The organism is Microcoleus sp. D3_18_C2, assembly GCF_036702395.1.
In the GTDB taxonomy this organism is placed as follows: domain Bacteria; phylum Cyanobacteriota; class Cyanobacteriia; order Cyanobacteriales; family Microcoleaceae; genus Microcoleus.
Genome location: NZ_JAUBTG010000023.1, coordinates 11,267 through 30,644, shown reverse-complemented (window position 1 = coordinate 30,644; position 19,378 = coordinate 11,267). Strand labels below are relative to the sequence as shown.

Annotated in this window: 15 protein-coding genes; 9 read left to right on the top strand and 6 right to left on the bottom strand. The window is 46.5% G+C overall.

The window, feature by feature from the left end; genetic code table 11:
- Positions 1 to 140 precede the first annotated feature (140 nt).
- From QUA88_RS15640 to QUA88_RS15630, 3 genes are read left to right on the top strand one after another with little or no spacing between them, the layout of a single operon-like run.
- On the top strand, positions 141 to 323 hold the full coding sequence (locus QUA88_RS15640; protein WP_333051386.1) for a hypothetical protein: 183 nt from the start codon (positions 141 to 143) through the stop codon (positions 321 to 323).
- Positions 292 to 651: a hypothetical protein gene (locus QUA88_RS15635; protein WP_333051385.1), complete on the top strand. Its 360-nt coding sequence runs from the start codon at positions 292 to 294 to the stop codon at positions 649 to 651. The genes QUA88_RS15640 and QUA88_RS15635 overlap by 32 nt, the downstream gene beginning before the upstream one ends.
- 36 nt (positions 652 to 687) lie before the next feature.
- Positions 688 to 873, top strand: a complete 186-nt coding sequence (locus tag QUA88_RS15630) for a hypothetical protein (RefSeq protein WP_333233722.1) — start codon at positions 688 to 690, stop codon at positions 871 to 873.
- Positions 874 to 1,070: 197 nt separating this feature from the next.
- On the opposite strand, the gene murD is transcribed toward QUA88_RS15630, so the two are convergent.
- On the bottom strand, positions 1,071 to 2,417 hold the full coding sequence (gene murD, locus QUA88_RS15625; RefSeq protein ID WP_333051381.1) for a UDP-N-acetylmuramoyl-L-alanine--D-glutamate ligase: 1,347 nt from the start codon (positions 2,415 to 2,417) through the stop codon (positions 1,071 to 1,073).
- Positions 2,418 to 2,781: 364 nt separating this feature from the next.
- Entirely contained in the window at positions 2,782 to 4,947 is a 2,166-nt protein-coding gene (gene glyS / locus QUA88_RS15620) for a glycine--tRNA ligase subunit beta (RefSeq protein ID WP_333051379.1), read from the bottom strand.
- A gap of 145 nt (positions 4,948 to 5,092) precedes the next feature.
- Between glyS and QUA88_RS15615 the strand changes: the two genes are divergently transcribed.
- Positions 5,093 to 6,220 (top strand): HetZ-related protein 2, encoded by a 1,128-nt coding sequence (locus QUA88_RS15615; RefSeq protein ID WP_333051377.1) that lies wholly within the window; start codon positions 5,093 to 5,095, stop codon positions 6,218 to 6,220.
- 304 nt (positions 6,221 to 6,524) lie between these two features.
- On the opposite strand, the gene QUA88_RS15610 is transcribed toward QUA88_RS15615, so the two are convergent.
- Positions 6,525 to 6,659 (bottom strand): hypothetical protein, encoded by a 135-nt coding sequence (locus QUA88_RS15610; RefSeq protein ID WP_333272522.1) that lies wholly within the window; start codon positions 6,657 to 6,659, stop codon positions 6,525 to 6,527.
- Positions 6,660 to 6,968: 309 nt separating this feature from the next.
- On the opposite strand from QUA88_RS15610, the gene QUA88_RS15605 reads away from it, so the two are divergent.
- Positions 6,969 to 8,030 (top strand): hypothetical protein, encoded by a 1,062-nt coding sequence (locus QUA88_RS15605; RefSeq protein ID WP_333272520.1) that lies wholly within the window; start codon positions 6,969 to 6,971, stop codon positions 8,028 to 8,030.
- A gap of 526 nt (positions 8,031 to 8,556) precedes the next feature.
- On the opposite strand, the gene QUA88_RS15600 is transcribed toward QUA88_RS15605, so the two are convergent.
- The 3 genes from QUA88_RS15600 to trpB form a co-directional block, all read right to left on the bottom strand.
- Complete coding sequence (locus QUA88_RS15600) at positions 8,557 to 9,189, bottom strand: ribonuclease D (RefSeq protein WP_333272517.1); 633 nt, start codon at positions 9,187 to 9,189, stop codon at positions 8,557 to 8,559.
- A gap of 139 nt (positions 9,190 to 9,328) precedes the next feature.
- Positions 9,329 to 9,835, bottom strand: a complete 507-nt coding sequence (locus QUA88_RS15595; protein ID WP_333272514.1) for a CAP domain-containing protein — start codon at positions 9,833 to 9,835, stop codon at positions 9,329 to 9,331.
- Between the two features lie 69 nt (positions 9,836 to 9,904).
- A complete protein-coding gene (gene trpB / locus QUA88_RS15590; protein ID WP_333051372.1) occupies positions 9,905 to 11,143 on the bottom strand; it encodes a tryptophan synthase subunit beta in 1,239 nt (412 codons plus the stop codon).
- A gap of 394 nt (positions 11,144 to 11,537) precedes the next feature.
- Here trpB and QUA88_RS15585 point away from each other — a divergent pair, with 394 nt between their 5' ends.
- The 4 genes from QUA88_RS15585 to QUA88_RS15570 form a co-directional block, all read left to right on the top strand.
- Positions 11,538 to 11,906 carry a translation initiation factor gene (locus tag QUA88_RS15585; protein WP_333051370.1) on the top strand — a complete coding sequence of 123 codons (369 nt, stop codon included), beginning with the start codon at positions 11,538 to 11,540 and terminating at the stop codon, positions 11,904 to 11,906.
- 276 nt (positions 11,907 to 12,182) lie between these two features.
- Positions 12,183 to 12,776, top strand: coding sequence for a recombination mediator RecR (gene recR, locus QUA88_RS15580; protein WP_333051368.1), 594 nt, complete (start codon positions 12,183 to 12,185; stop codon positions 12,774 to 12,776).
- A gap of 450 nt (positions 12,777 to 13,226) precedes the next feature.
- Complete coding sequence (locus QUA88_RS15575) at positions 13,227 to 15,338, top strand: prolyl oligopeptidase family serine peptidase (RefSeq protein ID WP_333272510.1); 2,112 nt, start codon at positions 13,227 to 13,229, stop codon at positions 15,336 to 15,338.
- 1,099 nt (positions 15,339 to 16,437) lie between these two features.
- Positions 16,438 to 19,378 (top strand): DUF4347 domain-containing protein (locus tag QUA88_RS15570; RefSeq protein WP_333272507.1); only part of this gene is annotated, 2,941 nt, incomplete at its 3' end.

Sequence of the window (19,378 nt, the reverse complement as noted above, 5' to 3'; positions counted from 1 at the left end):
TGCCAAGCTCTGCCTGGTTACGCATATCCGGAGGATATGCCTCCACTTTTCCTGTTGAAAAAACGAGGCATATTCTCTGGACAGCGGTTCGCAGGCAGAGTTCGGAAACCAGTTAAATGTAATAAATGTTAGGAGTAAATATGTCAGAAACCAACAAACCCGTATTTGAAATTAACCCGAAACTTTTTCAGCAGCTTGTCGAGTGGCAAGAAAAACTTGAACGAGAAGATGAATTAGCAAGCGAGTCAGAAAACGAGAAACCAACTGAGGTGATAACTCCTCCAGACAGTGATGAACAGCATTCTCAAACAGATAATTTATAGCTGGTGGCTAGCAGCATCTTTGGCATTTCCGGCTGCTGTCTCGGCTCAATCGCTGACACCGAGCCAAATTCAGCAAGTCAATAGCGGTTTGTTTCGTTCTAACTCTCAAGACTTCTTTCAGCAAGGAAATCGCCAACTGGAAAGGGAAATCGCAATTTTGTTGCAAAAAAACGTCGCTTCCCAAGGCAATATTCTGGAGATTGATGAAAAATTGCGCTCTCAGCTTTGTAGCCAATTTAAAATATCGTCGTCGCATTCTGATACAATAAGTGCTGCTCAGATTGCTGATTTTCAGAGCCAATTAAAAGACATTTGCAGACACAATTAAAATGAAAGTGAGGTCAATATTCAAAGTTTAGTGCTAATGGATAAAGAGGCAATGGCAAAGTTAAAAACAGCCATGCTGGAAGCGGAAACCGCTGCTCATTTGGCGGCAATCATTATTGATTATACTCATGAGGAGATAATGATAGCTTTTCAGGAGCTAGAATGGGAAGAGCAGGCTAGAATTAAGGATATTTGGAAGACAGTATGGACGGGGGGTTTATGAAGATTATGGTTAGCCAATTAAAGATGTTGGTGAACCCGCCTCTTGTATCTTGAAAGCGGTAGATTGTGATTGACAGTTGAGTGGGGGCGGGTTTACGAGATTATTGGTTTTAGTCTGTTGGGTGGGGGCGGGTTTACGAGATTATTGGTTTTAGCCATAAATTGTTGGTGAACCCGCCCCTACAGGATTGATGTTCGTTAAATCAGGGATTCGAGGCATAATTGGCGGAAATGATCGCCCCGTTGCTCGAAGTTTTGGTATTGATCGAAGCTAGCACAGGCTGGGGAAAGCAGCACTACTTTAGCGTTGTTTTGTCTGCCTAATTCTGCTGCTCGCGGGATTGCTCGTTCCATTGTTTCGACTATTTCCCAAGCGTTGTAATTTGCTTGTTCGAGCCGATCGGCAAAAATACCTGCCGCATCCCCAATTAGCAACACCCCAGCAGCTTTCGCCTTGATTGTATCAATCCACGCGCGATCGTCCCCTTCTTTGGCGTCGCCGCCCGCAATTAAAATCGCCGGTGCGCTAACAGAAGCCAACCCGACTTGGGCGGCGTCATAATTAGTAGCTTTGCTGTCGTTGATGAAATCTATGCCTTCCCAAGTGCAGATGTGTTCCAGGCGGTGCGAAACTCCGGGGAATTTGGCAATGGCTTGGGCGATCGCACTTTTATCTATCCCCGCCAAATTAGCCGCCGCCACCGCCATTAACAAATTCTGCAAATTGTGTTCTCCCACCATCCGCAAAGAATCAGCAGGCAGAATTTTCTCGCCTTGAGCTATTACCCAACCATCTTGAATATAGGCTCCAAAATCTGTATTTCCCAACAAATCTTTTTCACCTTTGACACTCGTCCAACACGCATCGGGCCAAATGTCAACTCCTTGTTGCCGCAAACAAGGATCGTCGCCGTTGATTACTTGCAATTCCGACTTTTTCAGCAAATGCGCTTTAATGTTGTAGTAATTTTCTAAAGTTTTGTGGCGGCTGAGGTGATCCGGCGTCAAAGTCGTCAAAACTCCGATGCGCGGCGCTACAAACGGCGAGGATTCTATCTGATAGCTGCTGATTTCTGCGATTACCCAATCCGGCTGTTTTTCGCCTAAAGCTAATTCGCACGCAGCATAGCCAATATTGCCGCAAGCGGGAGCGTAAAGCCCGGCCTCTGCAAAAATAGCCGCAATTAAAGCAGTAGTAGTAGTTTTGCCGTTAGTGCCGGTAATTCCCACCCAAGGAGATTTGAGGTAACGCCACGCGAGAGCCATTTCTCCGATTGTTTCAATCCCTAACTCTCTGGCGCGCACTAATGCTGGACTGTCCCAGGGAACGCCCGGACTTACTACTATTAATTCTATAGATTCGACTGGTTCAAAGGATTTACCTAACTCAACATTAATTCCTTCGTTAGCGAATTCCTGTTGCTGTTCGAGCAAGTTTGGGGAAGATGAGCGATCGCTCAGCGTTACTTCCCATCCTTCGCGTTTTAGCAGTCTGGCGGCGGCAATTCCTGATTTTCCTAGTCCAATGATATGAGCGATCGGCATAAGTTGTGTGTGATGGAGCGAATTTTCTTGGTTTTTTCCTCTTATATGTTACGGTTTTTTGGGGATGGTTTAACCGCAGAGGGCGCAGAGGACACAGAGGAGGAGAAGAGAGAAGATAGAAATGAATAATTCTGATACCAATGGATTTGATATTACATCAAAACCTTTGGCGGCAATCTAAAATCCACAATCTAAAATCTAAAATCGATTTCGGTTACGGTTTTTTTTGGATGATTTAACCGCAGAGGGCGCAGAGGGCACAGAGGAGGAGAAGAGAGAAGATAGAAATGAATAATTCCGATACCAATGGATTTGATATTACATCAAAACCTTTGACGGCAATCTAAAATCTAAAATCTCAAATCTAAAATCGATTGACGATCGCCCCAAAGTCAGCCAACACCCGCGCGTGATTCCGCAGCAAACCCAGTAAATTCAACCGATTGCGCTTAATTTCGGGGTCAGAATCCATCACCAAAACGCTTTCTGGCCCGTCGAAAAAGTTGCTGACAGTTGGAGCAATCTCAGTCAAACTATCTACTAATTGCTGGTAATTCCGAGTTTGTTTGGATAGCTGCGTTTGCGGCACTAACTGCACTACGGCATCGTAGAAAGCTTGTTCAGACGACTTTTGAAATAACTCCGGTTTCACCGCCGCTTTCGGTTCCAATTGTATTTTATCCAAATCACCTTGAGCCGCCAAACGAGTTGAACGGTTGACGGTTTCGTAAATCCGATCCAAAGTCTGGTTATTGCGGATTTGTTGTAGGAAAAGTGCTCTTTCCAGTGCGTCCAACAAATCTCTCAATGCTCGTTCAGTATATTCTGGGTCGTTTTCTCCCAAAACTGCATTTACCAAATCGTAATCTACATTCTTTTCTTCTTGCAACAAAGTCCGAATTCTTTGCAAGAAAAAATCGTATAACTGATCTAGCAACTCGGCTGGTGTTTCGGGGCGCGCTGCGGTAAATTCTGCGACAACTTCTGCGAGCAAGTTGTGCAAGTTGAGTGGCAACTGAGCCGCCAAAATAATGTTAGTTATTGCATTGGCTGCGCGACGCAAAGCGAAGGGATCGGATGAACCAGTCGGCAACATTCCCAAGCCGAAGATGCTGACTAATGTATCTAATTTGTCTGCTATGGCGACAATTTGACCTGTCAGAGTTTGGGGCAAATTGTCGCCCGCACCTTTGGGCAAATAATGTTCAAAAATCGCTGTGGCTACTGTTTCCGATTCGCCACTTGCTAAGGCGTATTTCTGCCCCATGATTCCTTGCATTTCGGGAAGTTCGTAAACCATTTGGGTTACGAGGTCGGCTTTGCAAAGTAAGGCGGCTCTTGCTACATCAGCTTGCTCTTCCTCTGTGATTTGCAGTTGATTGGTGATGAGACTGGCAATCTTGCACAGGCGATCGACCTTGGCGCGCACAGTCCCTAAATCTTCCTGGAAAGTTACTGTTTCCAACTTGGGCAAATAATCCTCTAGAGGCTTTGCCAAGTCTGCTTTGTAGAAAAACTGACCGTCTGCCAATCTCGCCCGCACTACTCGCTCGTTACCGGCGGCAATAATCGCGGCTTTAGCGGGATCTCCGTTAGAAATTGTAATGAAATAGGGCAGAAGTTCTGGATAATCGGGGCTTTTGAGGATGGGAAAATACCGCTGGTTTGTAACAATAATTGTGGTGATTACTTCCGGCGGCAATATCAAAAATTCCTCGTCAAATTTGCCGACAACTGCGTTCGGCCATTCTACTAAGTCGGTGACTTCTTCTAACAAATCTTCGGTAATGTCGGCGTAACCGCCTTGTTTTGTCGCTGCGGCTTCTACTTGTGCTTTAATTTGATTTTTGCGCTGGGTTCGATCGACCTCAACGCAAGCAGCCCGCAGACACTCGACATAATCCTCGGCTTGGGGAATGGAGACCCCTCCCAGGGGTGTAGGGGGGGTGTATAACACCCGGTGTCCTTGGGAAATTCGATCGCTCTTGACCGTATCCGAACCGCTCACCAATGTAATTGGCAGTACAGTATCATCTAACAGCGCCACGATCGATCGAATCGGGCGCGGAAATTTCAAATCTCCGTCGGCCCACCGCATAAATCTTTTGCCTTCTAACTTATTAATCCACTGCGGCACAAGTTCTGTCAAAATATCCGCACTCATCCGCCCCGGAATCTTTTTGAGCACAAACACAAAATCGCCTTTATCGGTAGCGCGAACTTCCAACGCATCAATTTCTACGCCCTGCTTTTTCGCAAAACCTTCGGCTGCTTTCGTCGGTTTGCCATCTTTAAAAGCCGAACTCGCGGGTGGCCCTTTTACCTCTTCTTCTCTGTCTAATTGCTGAACTGGCAGTCCTTTCACGAGAACGGCCAAACGCCTCGGAGTAGCGTATACATTAATTGAGTCATTTGTCAAGGATGCTTCTGCCAGAGTTGCAGGTACCAGTCGCTGCCACTGCTCGACGCTGCCTTTGACAAAAGATGCGGGCAATTCTTCTGTACCGAGTTCTAATAAAAAGTTAGGCATATCGCACCGTAATGGAATTTTGTTTAGGGTAATTTAAGGTAATTTATCCGATCGCGCGATCGTATATCTGAAATATCTGAAAAATACTCAAAAATCCAGGATACCACGTAAAATCGGGGGTGAAAGACAAATAGCTCAACAGCTCATGACCTTGGCGGAAAGACTGGCACAAGATTGGAAGTCACGACTTGAACAAGATTGCCCGGACGAAAATTCTAGCACCCGCGAGAGTGTTGTCCGCTGGCTGTTGGGAGACAAGCCCGAAAGATTTGACACTCTTAGCCCAACTCAATTGTCTGTCGCCTCTGGGGCGATCGACTTTTTATATCGAATTTTGATTTCTCGGTATCTGGGAGTACCGCCAGAAAAAGCTTACCGCAACTTGATCGGGCGGCTGGGCGGTTTGGTTGTGCTCCGGCAAAAAATCCAAGCGTGGGTTTCCCTGAGTCGCGACAGACAGCGGAGTGCGGTGGAGGTACTGCAAGAAGTGATTCAGGAAATGCTCAATTCCGATCGCTACCTGCAGCAGCAAGTCGCCTGGATTGCCGAATGCACCTCAGACAGACGCCTCCGAAATGCTTTGCTGCTAGCGAGCACAGAAGAATACTGCTTGCGGCCGATCCGCAACCAGCCGCTGCTGGTGTACCGTTTTGTCAACTACCTGCGGCGTGCCCAGCGGGGCGGGTTGACCCAAGTGCCTGCGGGAGACTGGGTGCGGCTGGTGTCGGAACAGGTTCTACCCGACGATACAGACGAACCGCTTAGTCTGCTAGACGAACAGGCGATGTCCGAGTATCGAGAAAATCAAGCTTGGGAAGAGCAGCAAACTCAGCGGCAGATTGTCCAACAAGAATTTGAGAATTACTTGGCTGCTGAAGTCGATCCGCTGGCTTCTCGGTGGCTGCAGCTTTACCTGCAAGGTCGTTCCCAAGAGGCAATTGCCGAGGAGTTGAAGGTTCCGATCAAGCAAATTTACCGCTTGCGAGAAAAAGTCAGTTACCACGCGATTCGGGTTTTTGCGGTCAAACAAGCACCGGAATTAGTCGCCAACTGGCTGGAAACTTCGCTCCAAGAACACAGTTTGGGCTTGACTCCCGCCCAGTGGCAGCAATATTTACAAGACCTCACGCCGGTGCAGCGGCAGTTGGTAGAATCGCTGAAAGCTGGGAAAAGTGTAGAGACGATCGCATCTGAATTAAAGCTGAAAACCAATCAAGTCATCGGCGAGTGGAGCAAACTCTATTTAGCAGCTCAATCGCTCCGCAACGAGTAGATTGGTAATGGGTGGCGGGCAATTGCTAATTGTTAATTGGCGGTAGCATTTTTCAGAATCCGCGCTACAAATCAATTCCCGCACAGCCACAGATTACTGCGAGTTTCCCCGTGGAAAACCGCGCGATGCCCCTTGTGTCCAATCAGGTTAGCTCGATCGGGATGTTGTAGCGCTGCCGTGACAAGCGAGTTTCTCGATCGTAGCCGCTACGTGATTTATCTCGCGCAAATCAATCCAAAATCGAAAATCTCAACTCCTCAAGCCCCCGAATTTATCTCGCGCAAGTCAATCCAAAATCTAAAATCTAAAATCTAAAATCGAATGACGATCGCGCTCCGAGACGATCGCAGCCCACTCTCTGAGGTAAGATACTAGCAGCACGATCGACTTTTGAGGATTTTTTAACCAATCCTAAATTCAGCGGTTGCCCGTAAATCATCGGTTGTGGTGCATCTCTAATACTTGTGCATTAAAGACATAATTCTATTGTTGCCAGCCACGGGCATCAATCTCGGGCGATCGATGATAGTGGGTCTAGACTGCGCTAGTCATCATCTAGCTCTCAATCTTTTGGTAGAATTTGAGGCTGCAATACAGCAGGGAGAAAATTCTGGGACTAAGGATTTTTATTTAATAAAAGCTTCCGGTTGTTAGGCCAATTCCTCCGTCAGGGAAGTTGCAGCGTTTAATTTTATCGCATCAGGTTGGTGCGTCGCGCTCGATCGCGCTTCCAACTACAAAGCAGCTAATGGTATATACATCTTCAACACACTCGGCAGCTACAATGGACTCCGATCGAATATTTCACCTAATCGACACAGTTGTCCCCTTTGAAGCTTGCCTTTATTATCAAGTTTTGCCTTTATCTCTAGAAGGTAATCTATTTAAATTGGGCGTAGTCGATGCCCAAGATGACTCCGCCTTGGACTACGTGCAGCGGATTTTAGCTTACATGAATTGCTCAGTCACAACAGAGCCAATTGCCTCGGAAACTCAGCGCTCGATGCTCTCAGCTTACTTGCTGCACGGCAACCAGCTCCGAGAACCCAGCCAGACAGAAACCGCCGCAGCCCCAAAACCCAAAAATCCCCCATCAGCAACTTCAGGCCCCAATGCAGCAACGCTGCTGTCTGTGCCAGAACCCTCAAGGCCCGCTCCTGAGCGGTTTAAACCTGCTAGCGCTGAGGTGCCCCCGACACCGACACAGGTATCGGTTTTGAATGTCGAGGCCTTGCACTTGTCAAGCCCAGTCGAAGTTTTGGCAACTTTGCCCGCGCCCCAACTGCTGGAAGAATTGCTCGGTAGAGTGCTGCGAGAGGGTATCGGCCGCCTGTTTTTTGAGCGGCACCAGTCCCAAGGCCGGATTCTTTGGAGTCAAGACGGCGTTTTGAAATCGATGCTCGAAGGTATCGATATCGTGCTTTTCCAAGAGGTCATCGATGAGTTGAAACGGCTGACGGATATGCCTGTTGGCCCGGTGGAACAAGCCAAACAAGTCGAAGTTGAGCGCATATACCAAAACACTCATTTGCTGTTGCGCTTGCGGGTAATGACGGTGGGTGGCAAGGAAGAAGCCACTCTGCAAGTTTTGCGGGGGGCAGCTTTGAGGTTTTACCAGCAGCAGCAGTTGTCTACTTTGAGTCGGGACGCGCTGCGGCTGGCCGAAGAATTGCAGCGGAAAGTGAATCAAATTCGCGATCGAACTCGGCTTTCTCCTGTGCCTTTAGAGGGGTTGCCCGCTTTGGAACAGGTGATTAGAAATGTTGACGACCAAATTGAAGCTTTGCTGCACGAACATAATCCCGATTAGCCATAATCAGCAATAGATCACTGTTTTGATTTTTTTTTTAACTCATATCGTTTCCGGTTTTATCGGAATGATTTAACCGCAGAGGGCGCTCCAGAACGCAGAGGGAGAGAATACAGAGAGGAATAATTCTGATGCTACCGGATTTGATATCACATCAAGTCTGGTCAAATAATAATAATTACGTTTGTAGTGAGGACTCAAGTCCAAGCGAGTTTTATGATAACTCAAGTCTTCACTACAAAACAATTTGATGGCAGTTGTGCGAGGTGATACCTAGTCCGGTCGATTCCCTCCGCTTCGCTTCGCCCGAAATCAGGTAGGGGCGGGTTCACCAATAATATCTGCCAATAATTGACAATCTCAAAAACCCGCCCGGCCGGGATATTATGGTCAATCGATCGGACATAATATGACACAATATTATACAATTTCAAAAAAATAATGCAACTGTATGCCCGCGATCTAAACCCTGGTAGTCATCATTCATTCCCAATCTAAAATATAAAATCTAAAATCTAAAATGGTATTAGCCGTGCTCGAAAACATTGTTGTACTGCAATAAATCCAAACTCACAAAAACTGGCAAACACTGAAAACATTGCTGTGCAATTTCCCAGCGTTCTTCTCGCTGCAACATAGCAGTCAACTTTTGTTTAGCGCTCAGCAAATAGCGAACATCATTAGCAGCATAATTTAGTTGGTCGTCAGAAAGATTCGTCGCATTTCCCCAGTCGGAACTTTGAGATGTTTTATTTAGTTCTACCTTTTCGAGTTCGAGAATTAATTCTTTCAATCCGTGTCTGTTGGTATAAGTTCTAGCAAGTTTACTAGCTAGCTTGGTGCAGAAAACTGGTGCAATGTCAATACTTAAATTGTAACGCATTGTTGCCATATCAAAGCGCGCAAAATGAAATACTTTCTCAATATTTTCGGCTTCCATTAACTTCTTTAAATTCGGGGCTGCTGTCTGGCCTTTGGCAATCCGCACCACTGCAACTTTACCTTCGGGATTGCACAACTGCACCAAACACAAGCGATCGCGCCACGGCAGCAAACCCATTGTTTCCGTATCAACGGCGATCGCCTCTGCTGTCAAATAATAAGATAAGAGAGAATCGGGGATATCACGATCGCACACTTGAAAATCTGCAAATTCCATTATTAGTAATTTTTGACTGTTGACTGTTGACTGTTGACTGTTGACTGTTGACTGTTAACTGTTGACTGTTGACTGTTGACTGTTGACTGCCCTCTTCTCTCTTCCCTCTTCCTTCTTCCTTCTTCCTTCTTCCTTCAAATTACCGACTGCGGACAAAAAGCTGAGTAAAATAATACTCGCCTTTGGCATTTTTCGCAACCCCAATACCGGTCACATTAAACTGACCTTCCATATTCTTACGGTGGCCATCACTTTTAATCCAACCCTCCACAGCATTGCGTACCGGGTCGCTGTAGCCGAAATTGTAAGCAAGATTTTCAGCTACACTTCTATAAGGAATAGTAACTGCTTTTGCCCGCCCTTCAAATCCATCGTGGCTGAAACTTACTTTACCGTTAGCCATATTTTCGCTGTGAATTCTTGCTACCTGACTAATTTGCGGATCGATACTCAGCGGTGGCAACTTTTTAGATGCTCGGTATTGATTGATCTGTTGGTTAACCGCTTTTTCTAAGTCAGTAATAGCACTCGAAGCAACATTAGTATTCATGGGAGTTTGTGGCAGCGATCGCGTAGGAATGGAAGTGTCACACTTAGGCAGGATTGTCAACAATCCCAAGCAAATCGAAATCAAACCTTTGGACATGAAATCAAACGAGAAATAAAGTTAATTGTTACCGATTCCTACAGAGCGATCGCCCCACATTCCGCTAACCTAGATATTCAGAACCTTCGCTACAGTGTTCACGTCTTTATCGCCGCGTCCGGAACAATTAAGCACAATGCGCGGATTGCCTGTTAGCTGCGGGCACAGAGTCTCCAAATAGGCGATCGCGTGAGAAGTTTCCAAAGCCGGAATAATCCCCTCCAACTGCGAAAGCCGCTGAAAAGCTTCCAGCGCTTCTGCATCAGTAACACTGTAATATTCAGCCCTACCAGCATCCTTCAAATAACTGTGTTCCGGCCCCACACCAGGATAATCCAAACCCGCACTAATCGAATGCGGCTCAATCACTTGACCCTCATTATCTTGCAGCAAATAACTCATCGCCCCGTGCAGAACTCCCACACTTCCCTTAGTCAAAGTAGCAGCGTGTTTATCAGTTTCCACACCTTCGCCTGCGGCTTCAATACCAATCAATCTGACAGTTTCTTCCCCGACAAACTCGTGAAAAAGACCCATTGCATTAGAACCGCCGCCGACGCAAGCTAATAAAATATCCGGCAAACCACCCCACTTTTCCTGACACTGAGCGCGCGTTTCTTCACCGATTATCGCATGGAAATCGCGCACCATCATCGGGTAAGGATGGGGGCCCGCCACGGAACCGAGAATGTAATGAGTTGTTTCGACATTTGTCACCCAGTCGCGAATCGCTTCCGAAGTCGCATCTTTCAGCGTTCCCGTACCCGCAGCCACGGGCCGTACTTCGGCTCCCATCAAGCGCATTCTAAACACATTTAAAGCCTGTCTTTCCATGTCGTGAACGCCCATGTAGACAACGCATTCTATACCGAAACGAGCGCAAACTGTGGCAGTAGCAACGCCGTGTTGACCGGCACCAGTTTCAGCAATTACCCGCTTTTTTCCCATGCGTTTTGCCAGCAATGCTTGAGCTAAAGCGTTGTTAATTTTGTGAGCTCCCGTGTGGTTTAAATCTTCGCGTTTGAGGTAAATTTGCGGGCCAGTTCCGTCTGCTTTAGCGTAGTGTTCGGTGAGGCGTTCGGCGAAATACAAAGGGCTGGGGCGGCCGACATAATCTTTGAGCAGTTGTTGGAGTTGCTCTTGAAATTCCGGTTCGCTGCGGTATTTGTGGAAAGCCGCTTCTAGTTCAAATAAAGCCGGCATCAGGGTTTCGGGGACGTATTTGCCGCCGAATTTGCCGAATCTGCCGAGGGAGTCTGGGCGTTGGGCGCTGGTTTCGGTGGTGAGAGGTAGGGGGGTGACAGTCATTTGATTTTAGATTTTAGATTGTAGATTTTTTAGATTGGCGGGTAAGCTAGAGGCTTGATGTCGATCGTACCAAAGTCGATCGTACCAAATCGGTTGTGGACTTGAGGCGATCGAACAAATTTCATTATAATTCCTTCAACGCTTGACCGAAAGCATCCAGGATACCCGCCACGTGATTCATCCGTCCAGAAATAAAAAACCTGTATCCGAGAAACTTGCCGAACGTATTTATCTCGCGCAAGTCAATCCTTCAATTCTTTAATCTAAAATCTAAAATCGATTGACGGGCTAATACAATAAGTAGAAGATGGGATCGCATTCCGAGCGATCGCAACCATACCCCAATCCGCTAAAACTAGAAATACCACTAAAAAAAGTTCAAGCATCTTAACCTATGGCAGCATCCAAACGCAAAGATTCTGACAGCAAAACAACCGAGGGCAAACGAATTGTTTACTCCGAATTTGGGAATGTTGACAACTCCGCCGCCCTCCAACGGGGAGTTGCCGAAGTTCCCCCCAATCAACAAAACCTCAAAATCGAAGCATCCCGAAAAGGACGCGGCGGCAAAACAGTTACAATCATCAGCGGCTTTCAGGAAAAACCCGAAACATTAGCAACTTTAGCCAAGCAGCTAAAAGCCCAATGCGGTACTGGCGGCACAGTCAAAGATAATGAAATCGAAATTCAAGGCGAACACAAGCAAAAGCTGCTAGAAATTATCACAAAGTTAGGCTACAAAGCTAAAATTAGTGGAGGGTAAATTAGTCAATATTCCTCAGTGTATGGGCGGGGCGGGTTTATGATATACTTAGTTTTAAACATAGATGTTTGGTAAAACCCGCCCCTACATCGCGCAAATTACAGCGGATTCCAGGTTTATAAAGTACACCCCAGAAACCGGGTTTCTTCTGGATTTCTCGCCAGAAACCGGTTTTATTCAAGAAACCCGGTTTCTCTGTACTTCACTTACCTGGAAAGTGCTGTATACGATCGCGAATCAACTAGAAATGATATTACCAATTACCGCCAATTTTTAATGTACACTCGACCTTTAGCTCGTTTAATCGAACAATTGCAGCGCTTGCCAGGAGTCGGCCCAAAAACAGCCCAGCGGCTCGCTTTACATATTTTGAAGAGGCCGGAAGAAGAAGTGCAAGCCCTAGCTAAATCTTTGATTGATGCCAAACAGCAAGTAGGTTTCTGTCAAGTATGCTTTCACTTATCTGCTGACCCTGTTTGCGAAATTTGCCGCAATCCCAACCGCGACACTCATACCATTTGTGTAGTGTCAGAATCCCGCGACGTAATCGCTTTAGAAAAAACGCGGGAATACATGGGTAAATATCACGTTGTTGGCGGCGTTATCTCGCCGATGGATGGAATTGGCCCGGAACAATTGAACATTCAACCGTTAGTGCGGCGCGTCAGCCAGCAAAAGGTTAAGGAAGTAATTATTGCTATTAGTCCCAGCGTGGAAGGCGAAACTACTACTCTTTATATCGGTCACTTATTAAAACCTTTTACCCTAGTGACGCGCATAGCTTTTGGTTTGCCGATGGGGGGAGATTTGGAATATGCCGATGAAGTTACATTGGCTCGTGCTTTGGAAGGAAGGAGGGAGTTGGATTAGGATCGCGAATTAAATAACTTACAATTTTAATTGTTATTGTGGGATGGGCGTCCCGCCCGTCTTTTTTGGACGGGCGGGACGCCCATCCCACTTTCAAGAGTGGAAGTTATTTAATTCTCATTCCTTATTAGAGATGCGATAACAATTATTTTAGGTATTTCTTAGCAAATAGGTCGGGAGGAATGTAGTCATTATTTAAAATCGCTATTTTGCTCTTAAAACAAGATTAATATATCTCATTAGTTGACGATATTGGTTTTTCAATAATCCTTTATTATAACGCCGACAAGTTCTGCGAAGTCGGGGTTTTGGTCTTCTGTTTTTTGAGCCGTTGTTGACTTATTTAACCCAGATTTAGGATAAAATTTCAAATCCCAAATTGAGCTACTCTCCCCTGTCACTGCCGCGAAAGGGTAAACTGGACAAAGTTACCGATAGTAGTAAAAAATCATGACCAAATTCGATCGACCTTTAAGCTACCCCACAACCCGCAAAATCGACCAAACAGACGACTACCACGGCGTCAAAGTATCCGACCCCTACAGATGGCTGGAAAATCCCGACTCTGAGGAAACCCAAGCTTGGGTGGAAGCCCAAAACGCAGTCACTTTTGCCTACCTCAACGAAATTCCGGCGCGGGAAAAAATCAAACAGCGCCTAACTCAACTTTGGGATTACGAGAAATACGGCATACCTTTCAAAGAAGGCGAGCGCTATTTCTACTACAAGAATGACGGCCTGCAAAATCAATCTGTACTCTATACTTTAACATCCCTCGACAGCGAACCCAAAGTATTAATTGATCCCAACACTCTCTCCGAAGATGGAACCGTTGCTCTGGGTGGAATAGCTATCAGCGAAGACGGCAAATACATGGCCTACGGCTTGTCAAATTCCGGTTCCGACTGGCAGGAATGGAAAGTCCGTGATGTGGCAACCGGCGAAGATTTATCAGACCATTTAAAGTGGATTAAATTCTCAGGAGCATCCTGGACTCACGACGGCAAAGGCTTTTTTTATAGTCGCTACGACGAACCCAACGAAAAAAGCAAGCACGAAGAAGTTAACTATTACCAAAAACTGTTTTACCACCAAATCGGCACGCCCCAATCTGAAGACGTATTAATCTACGAGCGACCCGACCAAAAAGAGTGGGGATTTAGCGGCGGCGTCACCGAAGATGGCAAATACTTGATTATCTCTGTTTGGCAGGGAACTGAAACCAAAAACTTGATTTTCTACAAGGATTTAACTGCACCGGAATCAACCGTTGTAGAACTGATTAGCGAATTCGAGGCTGAGTACAGTTTCATCGACAATGAGGGCTCTATTTTCTGGTTTCAAACAAACTTAAATGCACCGTTGGGCCGCGTAATTGCGATCGACACCAACAACCCACCTCCCTCATCCCTCGCTGGTGATGAAACTCCCCCGTCGCCCAGAGAGGGGGGGTTCACAGAAATTATCCCCGAAGCAGCAGAAACCCTCGAAGGCATAGGCCTCCTGAACAATCAATTTGTCGCTTCCTACTTGAAAGACGCCTACACCCAGATTAAAATTTTCAACTTAGATGGCTCTTTCGTGCGAGAAGTTGCCTTGCCCGGAATCGGTTCGGCGGGAGGATTCAGCGGCAAGCGGCACGACACCGAAACTTTTTATGCTTACACCAGTTTCACCGCACCTAACATCATCTATCACTACAATATGGTGACGGATGAAAGTACGATTTATCGCCAACCAAAGGTCGATTTTAATCCAGACGATTACGAAACAAAACAAGTATTTTACCCAAGCAAAGACGGTACGCAAGTACCCATGTTTATCACCCACAAGAAAGGCTTGCAGTTGGATGGCAATAATCCCACCTACCTTTACGGATACGGTGGTTTTGGTATCTCGCTAACTCCGAGTTTTTCTGTTAGCAGGATAGTGTGGTTAGAGATGGGTGGAGTTTATGCGATCGCCTGTTTGCGGGGAGGCGGGGAGTACGGCGAATCATGGCACGAAGCAGGCAAAAAGTTGAACAAGCAAAACGTGTTTGATGACTTTATAGCTGGCGCTGAATGGTTGATCGAAAACAAGTATACCAAACCTGCAAAATTGGCGATCGCAGGCGGTAGTAATGGCGGTTTATTAGTAGGGGCTTGCATGACTCAGCGGCCGGAATTGTTCGGTGCAGCGCTGCCCGCAGTCGGCGTTATGGATATGTTGCGCTTCCACAAGTTTACCATTGGTTGGGCTTGGACTTCTGAATACGGTTCGCCGGAAAATCCCGAAGAATTTTCCACAATTCACGGCTATTCTCCGTTGCACAATCTCAAACCGGGAACCGCTTATCCAGCGACAATGATTACAACTGCCGATCACGACGATCGAGTAGTTCCGGCCCACAGTTTCAAATTTGCTTCTGCCTTGCAAGAAACCCACGCGGGAGAAAAACCCGTGTTAATTCGCATTGAAACTAAAGCGGGACACGGTGCCGGCAAACCCACTGCGAAAGTCATTGAAGAATTGGCTGATGAATGGGCTTTTTTAGTGCGGGAACTCGATATTGACGCTTAGCAAGTGGCGTTAGAGGGTGCGATCGACGCAGTTTGATGATTTAGATATAAAGAGGGTGTAAAGGGCGATCGTACTTTTTGAATTCAAGGGCGATCGTTCTTTTTTGTCACCGCAATCCTGGTATTAACATATTTGACACTCCCCGGCCTTAAGGCACGGGGATTCTTAAGACTTTCGGGCCTTAATATCCCTATTGCGAGGGTTTCCGGGCGCAATCTTTTTGCCAAAAATGGCGGTCTGCTATCCTAGTCTTGCAACTAGCTCCTCGGTCGTGACTTTCCTCCAGTCCGGGGGTAGGTTTTAACGTCTTTTACTGACGATTTAATCGGTTCAGAACCTTAGTATTGGTTGTGATTAATTATTTTGAGCATCCGTACTGCTGTTAAGCTAGATACTTGATTTCTCAAAATTCGCAACTTTCGACTCTTTTGACGATAGCACACTTGCCAGACATTTGTGCAATTGGTGTATCTGATAGGCAGGAGAAATCCTGCCATGCCCTTTCATCCCTGGACTAAAGTCATAGGGTTTTCCGGGTACTCTTTATAAGTATAAATCTCTAGAAATGCGGTACTCTCAACTTTTAAGAGCGATCGCACCTCAAAGTCAAAATCTGGCAATTTTTAGGAACTTTATATTTTCAGTATATTTACGGTTCAAGCTGTCTGATCCAGCCTCGATATCACCAGACTCAGAACAGCGGTATGAGGGGTCAGACCCCTTATGCTAATGAATCCGTAAGTAATTTACCATGTAACTAACGTTAGACCTGATATCATTTTTCCCAAAAATAGAGGGTTTTGGCTAACATAAAGGCTGTGACCCCTTATTCATGTTATGATTGGCAGCGATCTGTCGCATCAGGACATCCAAGGGCGATCGCTGTAAATCCTGTCTAATGATTGACTAACATCACAAATAACAAATAGAGGCAACTATTATTTATCCGAGTAAAATAATGTATAAACTTTATAGTTGAAAGTTTATCGTCATCTATGAAAAGGGGGTAGCTTAGATTTAGCAACAAAATTAACCCCAAAGGAAAACCATCCCAAATCAGTGAAATTGGTCATCTACCCAAACACGGAAATCTACCAATATGGAAACTAAAATCTTGAGAAAAGCTAGCCATAAAGCAGAGACGGCTAGCCGAAAAAATCTAGCGATTGTGGATTCAAAAGTAGAAAACTACCAAGAGTTTCTCAGGGGAGTGAAAAGCGGTACAGAAGTAATCCTCCTCGATAGAACCCGGGATGGAATCGAACAAATTGCCCAAATTGCCGCCTCGCGGCACAGCCTCAATAGCATTCAAATAGTTGCTCACGGCGCATCAGCATCAGTAGAAATCGGCCGGGCAGAGCTCAATATTCACAATATAGAAACCTATTCCAGCCAATTGCAGCAGTGGGGTAAAGCTCTCAACGAAACAGGTAGTATTCTGCTGTTAAGTTGCAACACAGGCGCCGGGGAATCAGGTCTAAATTTTATACAAAAACTCAGTGAAATAACAGGAGCAAATGTTGCAGCTTCCAATAATTTAACTGGTAGTGCAGCACTAGGCGGCGACTGGGAATTAGAAATTACTACAGGACAAATAAATACCGAAATAGCCTTTGAAAAAGAAGTCCTAGAAGGCTACACATCAGTCCTGGCTACCTTAGCCGCTGAAGAATTTAAAAATACAACAGTAATCGGGCCTTGGATATATGGAGTTGGCAACCCCACTACAGCTAACCCAGGCTTAACCGCAGGTAGTACACAAAACCTCAGCGGCGTTATTCCGGCTTTAGGGACTGGCGATACACCCGGAAGCGGTACTTTGAGATTAACCTCAAACGCCTTTGGACAATCAGCTTTTGTAATCTACAACAACCCCATATTGGCCACTGAGGGTCTGAGAGTTACCTTTGATTTCTTTGCCTATAACAGAGGTACTGTCCGCGATCGGCAGAATAATCGCCTTGGTGCCGATGGCATTAGTTTTTTCCTCATTGACGGAACAGCTACGCCAACACAAGCGGGAGGCTTTGGCGGCTCTCTCGGCTATGCTCAAAATACTAATTCAAATTCACCGGGTATTGTAGGAGGTTATTTAGGTGTCGGATTAGACGAGTTTGGCAATTATTCTAGCGTTATTGCTGGAAAACAGGGTGGCATCTCGAACGATCCACTTATTAGGCTAGCTGATGCAGTAGGACTTAGAGGCAGCCAAAGCACATCTTATAATTTTTTAACTAGCACAGTCGTTCCCGGTGGCATAGATAATATAGATGCAACCAGTCGAACGGATGCTAATACTAAAAGAACCGTTCAAGTTACATTATTCCCGACTACCTCAGTAACACCTAACCGTCTTACAGTTGCCTTAGACTTGGACGGTAGTGACACATTTGATGCGGGCGAAACACTGCTCGACATACCAAATTTGGTAACTATAAACGGAGCAGTGCCACGTACTTTTAAATTTGGCTTTGCTGCTTCGACAGGGGGCAATACAAACATTCACGAAGTTAACAATGTCGTCGTCCAAAGTATAGATCCGCCTGCACTCCAAGCCGACGTTTCTATTGTTAAAAAAGGCCCAATCTATGCCATACCCAATAGCACGATTACCTATACGATTACCTCCACAAATAACGGGCCAAACAGCGCCGAAAGCGTCCTGATTCAAGATCCCCTGCCCGCGGGCTTAAGTTTCGTCAGCGCCTCCGACCTCGCCACATACAACACCGTAACGCGGACGGTCATCTGGCCGGCGATTCCGACTCTGGCTAACGGTGCTAGCCAAACCCGCACCATCACCGCAAGAGTTCCGGCAACAGGCGGCGCTGCCTTAACTAACACTGCCTATAGCACATCTAGCACTTTCGACCCCAATCTAGCTAACAACAATAGTTCCCAACCCATCTCTCAAGTCTCAACTACAATTGTTGATGCTCTTGCCGATGTTGTTACCACCAAAATCGGAACTACCGCAGCAGCACCAGGTGAAACAGTTACTTACACAATTTCCACAGTCAACAACGGCCCAAGCACAGCCGCAAACGTCACCGTTACCGACAGCATCGTTCCGGGTTTAAAAATAGTTAGTCTACCCAACGATGCTGTTTACAATCCAGATACTGGGATTGTCACCTTCCCACCGATTCCCAGCTTGCCTTCCGGTGATCCTCCTGCCATTAACACAGTCAGGTTCATCGCACCTGCATCTGCATCCGGCACCGTCAAGAACACCGCCAGAAATACCTCAGCTACCCCAGATCCTTTTCCTGAAAACAACAACGGCACTGATCCGCTGGCTACAGTCACCACAACTCTGACACCTAGTGCCGATGTTGTTACCACCAAAACAGGGCCTACGGCAGCAGCACCAGGTGAAAGAGTTACTTACATAATTTCCACAGTCAACAACGGCCCAAGCACAGCCGAAAACCTCACAATTACTGACAGCATCGTTGGCGCCGTAACAGAAGTCAACGGCGGTGTCTACGATCCCAATACAGGTATTGTCCGCTTCCCGCCAGTCACCAGCTTAGCCAGCGGTGTCACCGTCAACAACACAGTCAGCTTCATCGTACCTGCATCCGGCAGCGTCAGCAACACCGCCAGAAGTACCTCAACTACCGCTGACCCGACTCTGGACAACAACGCATTTACAGTCACCACAACTCTGACACCACCTCCAACTCCCAACCAACCGCCAGAGGCCAAGAATGCGACCTCCAGCCTAGGGCCCAACAGCAGCCAGTTAGTCACAGGATTGGGAGGAACGGACGACGGCTTGATCGTCTCTTACACGATCAACACCCTACCCTCACCAGACCAAGCAGTCCTGTTTTTAGGAGATCCAGCCAACGGTGGCGTACCAGTGACACCAGGCCAAGTCCTGACTCCAGAACAGTTGCAGCAACTATTTTTCCAAACGACGGGCAACTTTACAGGAGCAAATTTCACCTACACCGCGAAAGACAACAGCGATGCTATCAGTCTCCCTGCTACCGCTACTGTGGATGGACTGATAGTATCAACACCGACTCCCA

What these genes read in the sequence shown, in the direction of transcription:
- QUA88_RS15640 (WP_333051386.1), top strand. Translation starts at nt 141, where the DNA reads ATGTCAGAAACCAACAAACCCGTATTTGAAATTAACCCGAAACTTTTT.
- QUA88_RS15635 (WP_333051385.1), top strand. Translation starts at nt 292, where the DNA reads ATGAACAGCATTCTCAAACAGATAATTTATAGCTGGTGGCTAGCAGCA.
- QUA88_RS15630 (WP_333233722.1), top strand. Translation starts at nt 688, where the DNA reads ATGGATAAAGAGGCAATGGCAAAGTTAAAAACAGCCATGCTGGAAGCG.
- murD (WP_333051381.1), bottom strand. Translation starts at nt 2,417, where the DNA reads ATGCCGATCGCTCATATCATTGGACTAGGAAAATCAGGAATTGCCGCC.
- glyS (WP_333051379.1), bottom strand. Translation starts at nt 4,947, where the DNA reads ATGCCTAACTTTTTATTAGAACTCGGTACAGAAGAATTGCCCGCATCT.
- QUA88_RS15615 (WP_333051377.1), top strand. Translation starts at nt 5,093, where the DNA reads ATGACCTTGGCGGAAAGACTGGCACAAGATTGGAAGTCACGACTTGAA.
- QUA88_RS15610 (WP_333272522.1), bottom strand. Translation starts at nt 6,659, where the DNA reads ATGATTTACGGGCAACCGCTGAATTTAGGATTGGTTAAAAAATCCTCA.
- QUA88_RS15605 (WP_333272520.1), top strand. Translation starts at nt 6,969, where the DNA reads ATGGTATATACATCTTCAACACACTCGGCAGCTACAATGGACTCCGAT.
- QUA88_RS15600 (WP_333272517.1), bottom strand. Translation starts at nt 9,189, where the DNA reads ATGGAATTTGCAGATTTTCAAGTGTGCGATCGTGATATCCCCGATTCT.
- QUA88_RS15595 (WP_333272514.1), bottom strand. Translation starts at nt 9,835, where the DNA reads ATGTCCAAAGGTTTGATTTCGATTTGCTTGGGATTGTTGACAATCCTG.
- trpB (WP_333051372.1), bottom strand. Translation starts at nt 11,143, where the DNA reads ATGACTGTCACCCCCCTACCTCTCACCACCGAAACCAGCGCCCAACGC.
- QUA88_RS15585 (WP_333051370.1), top strand. Translation starts at nt 11,538, where the DNA reads ATGGCAGCATCCAAACGCAAAGATTCTGACAGCAAAACAACCGAGGGC.
- recR (WP_333051368.1), top strand. Translation starts at nt 12,183, where the DNA reads ATGTACACTCGACCTTTAGCTCGTTTAATCGAACAATTGCAGCGCTTG.
- QUA88_RS15575 (WP_333272510.1), top strand. Translation starts at nt 13,227, where the DNA reads ATGACCAAATTCGATCGACCTTTAAGCTACCCCACAACCCGCAAAATC.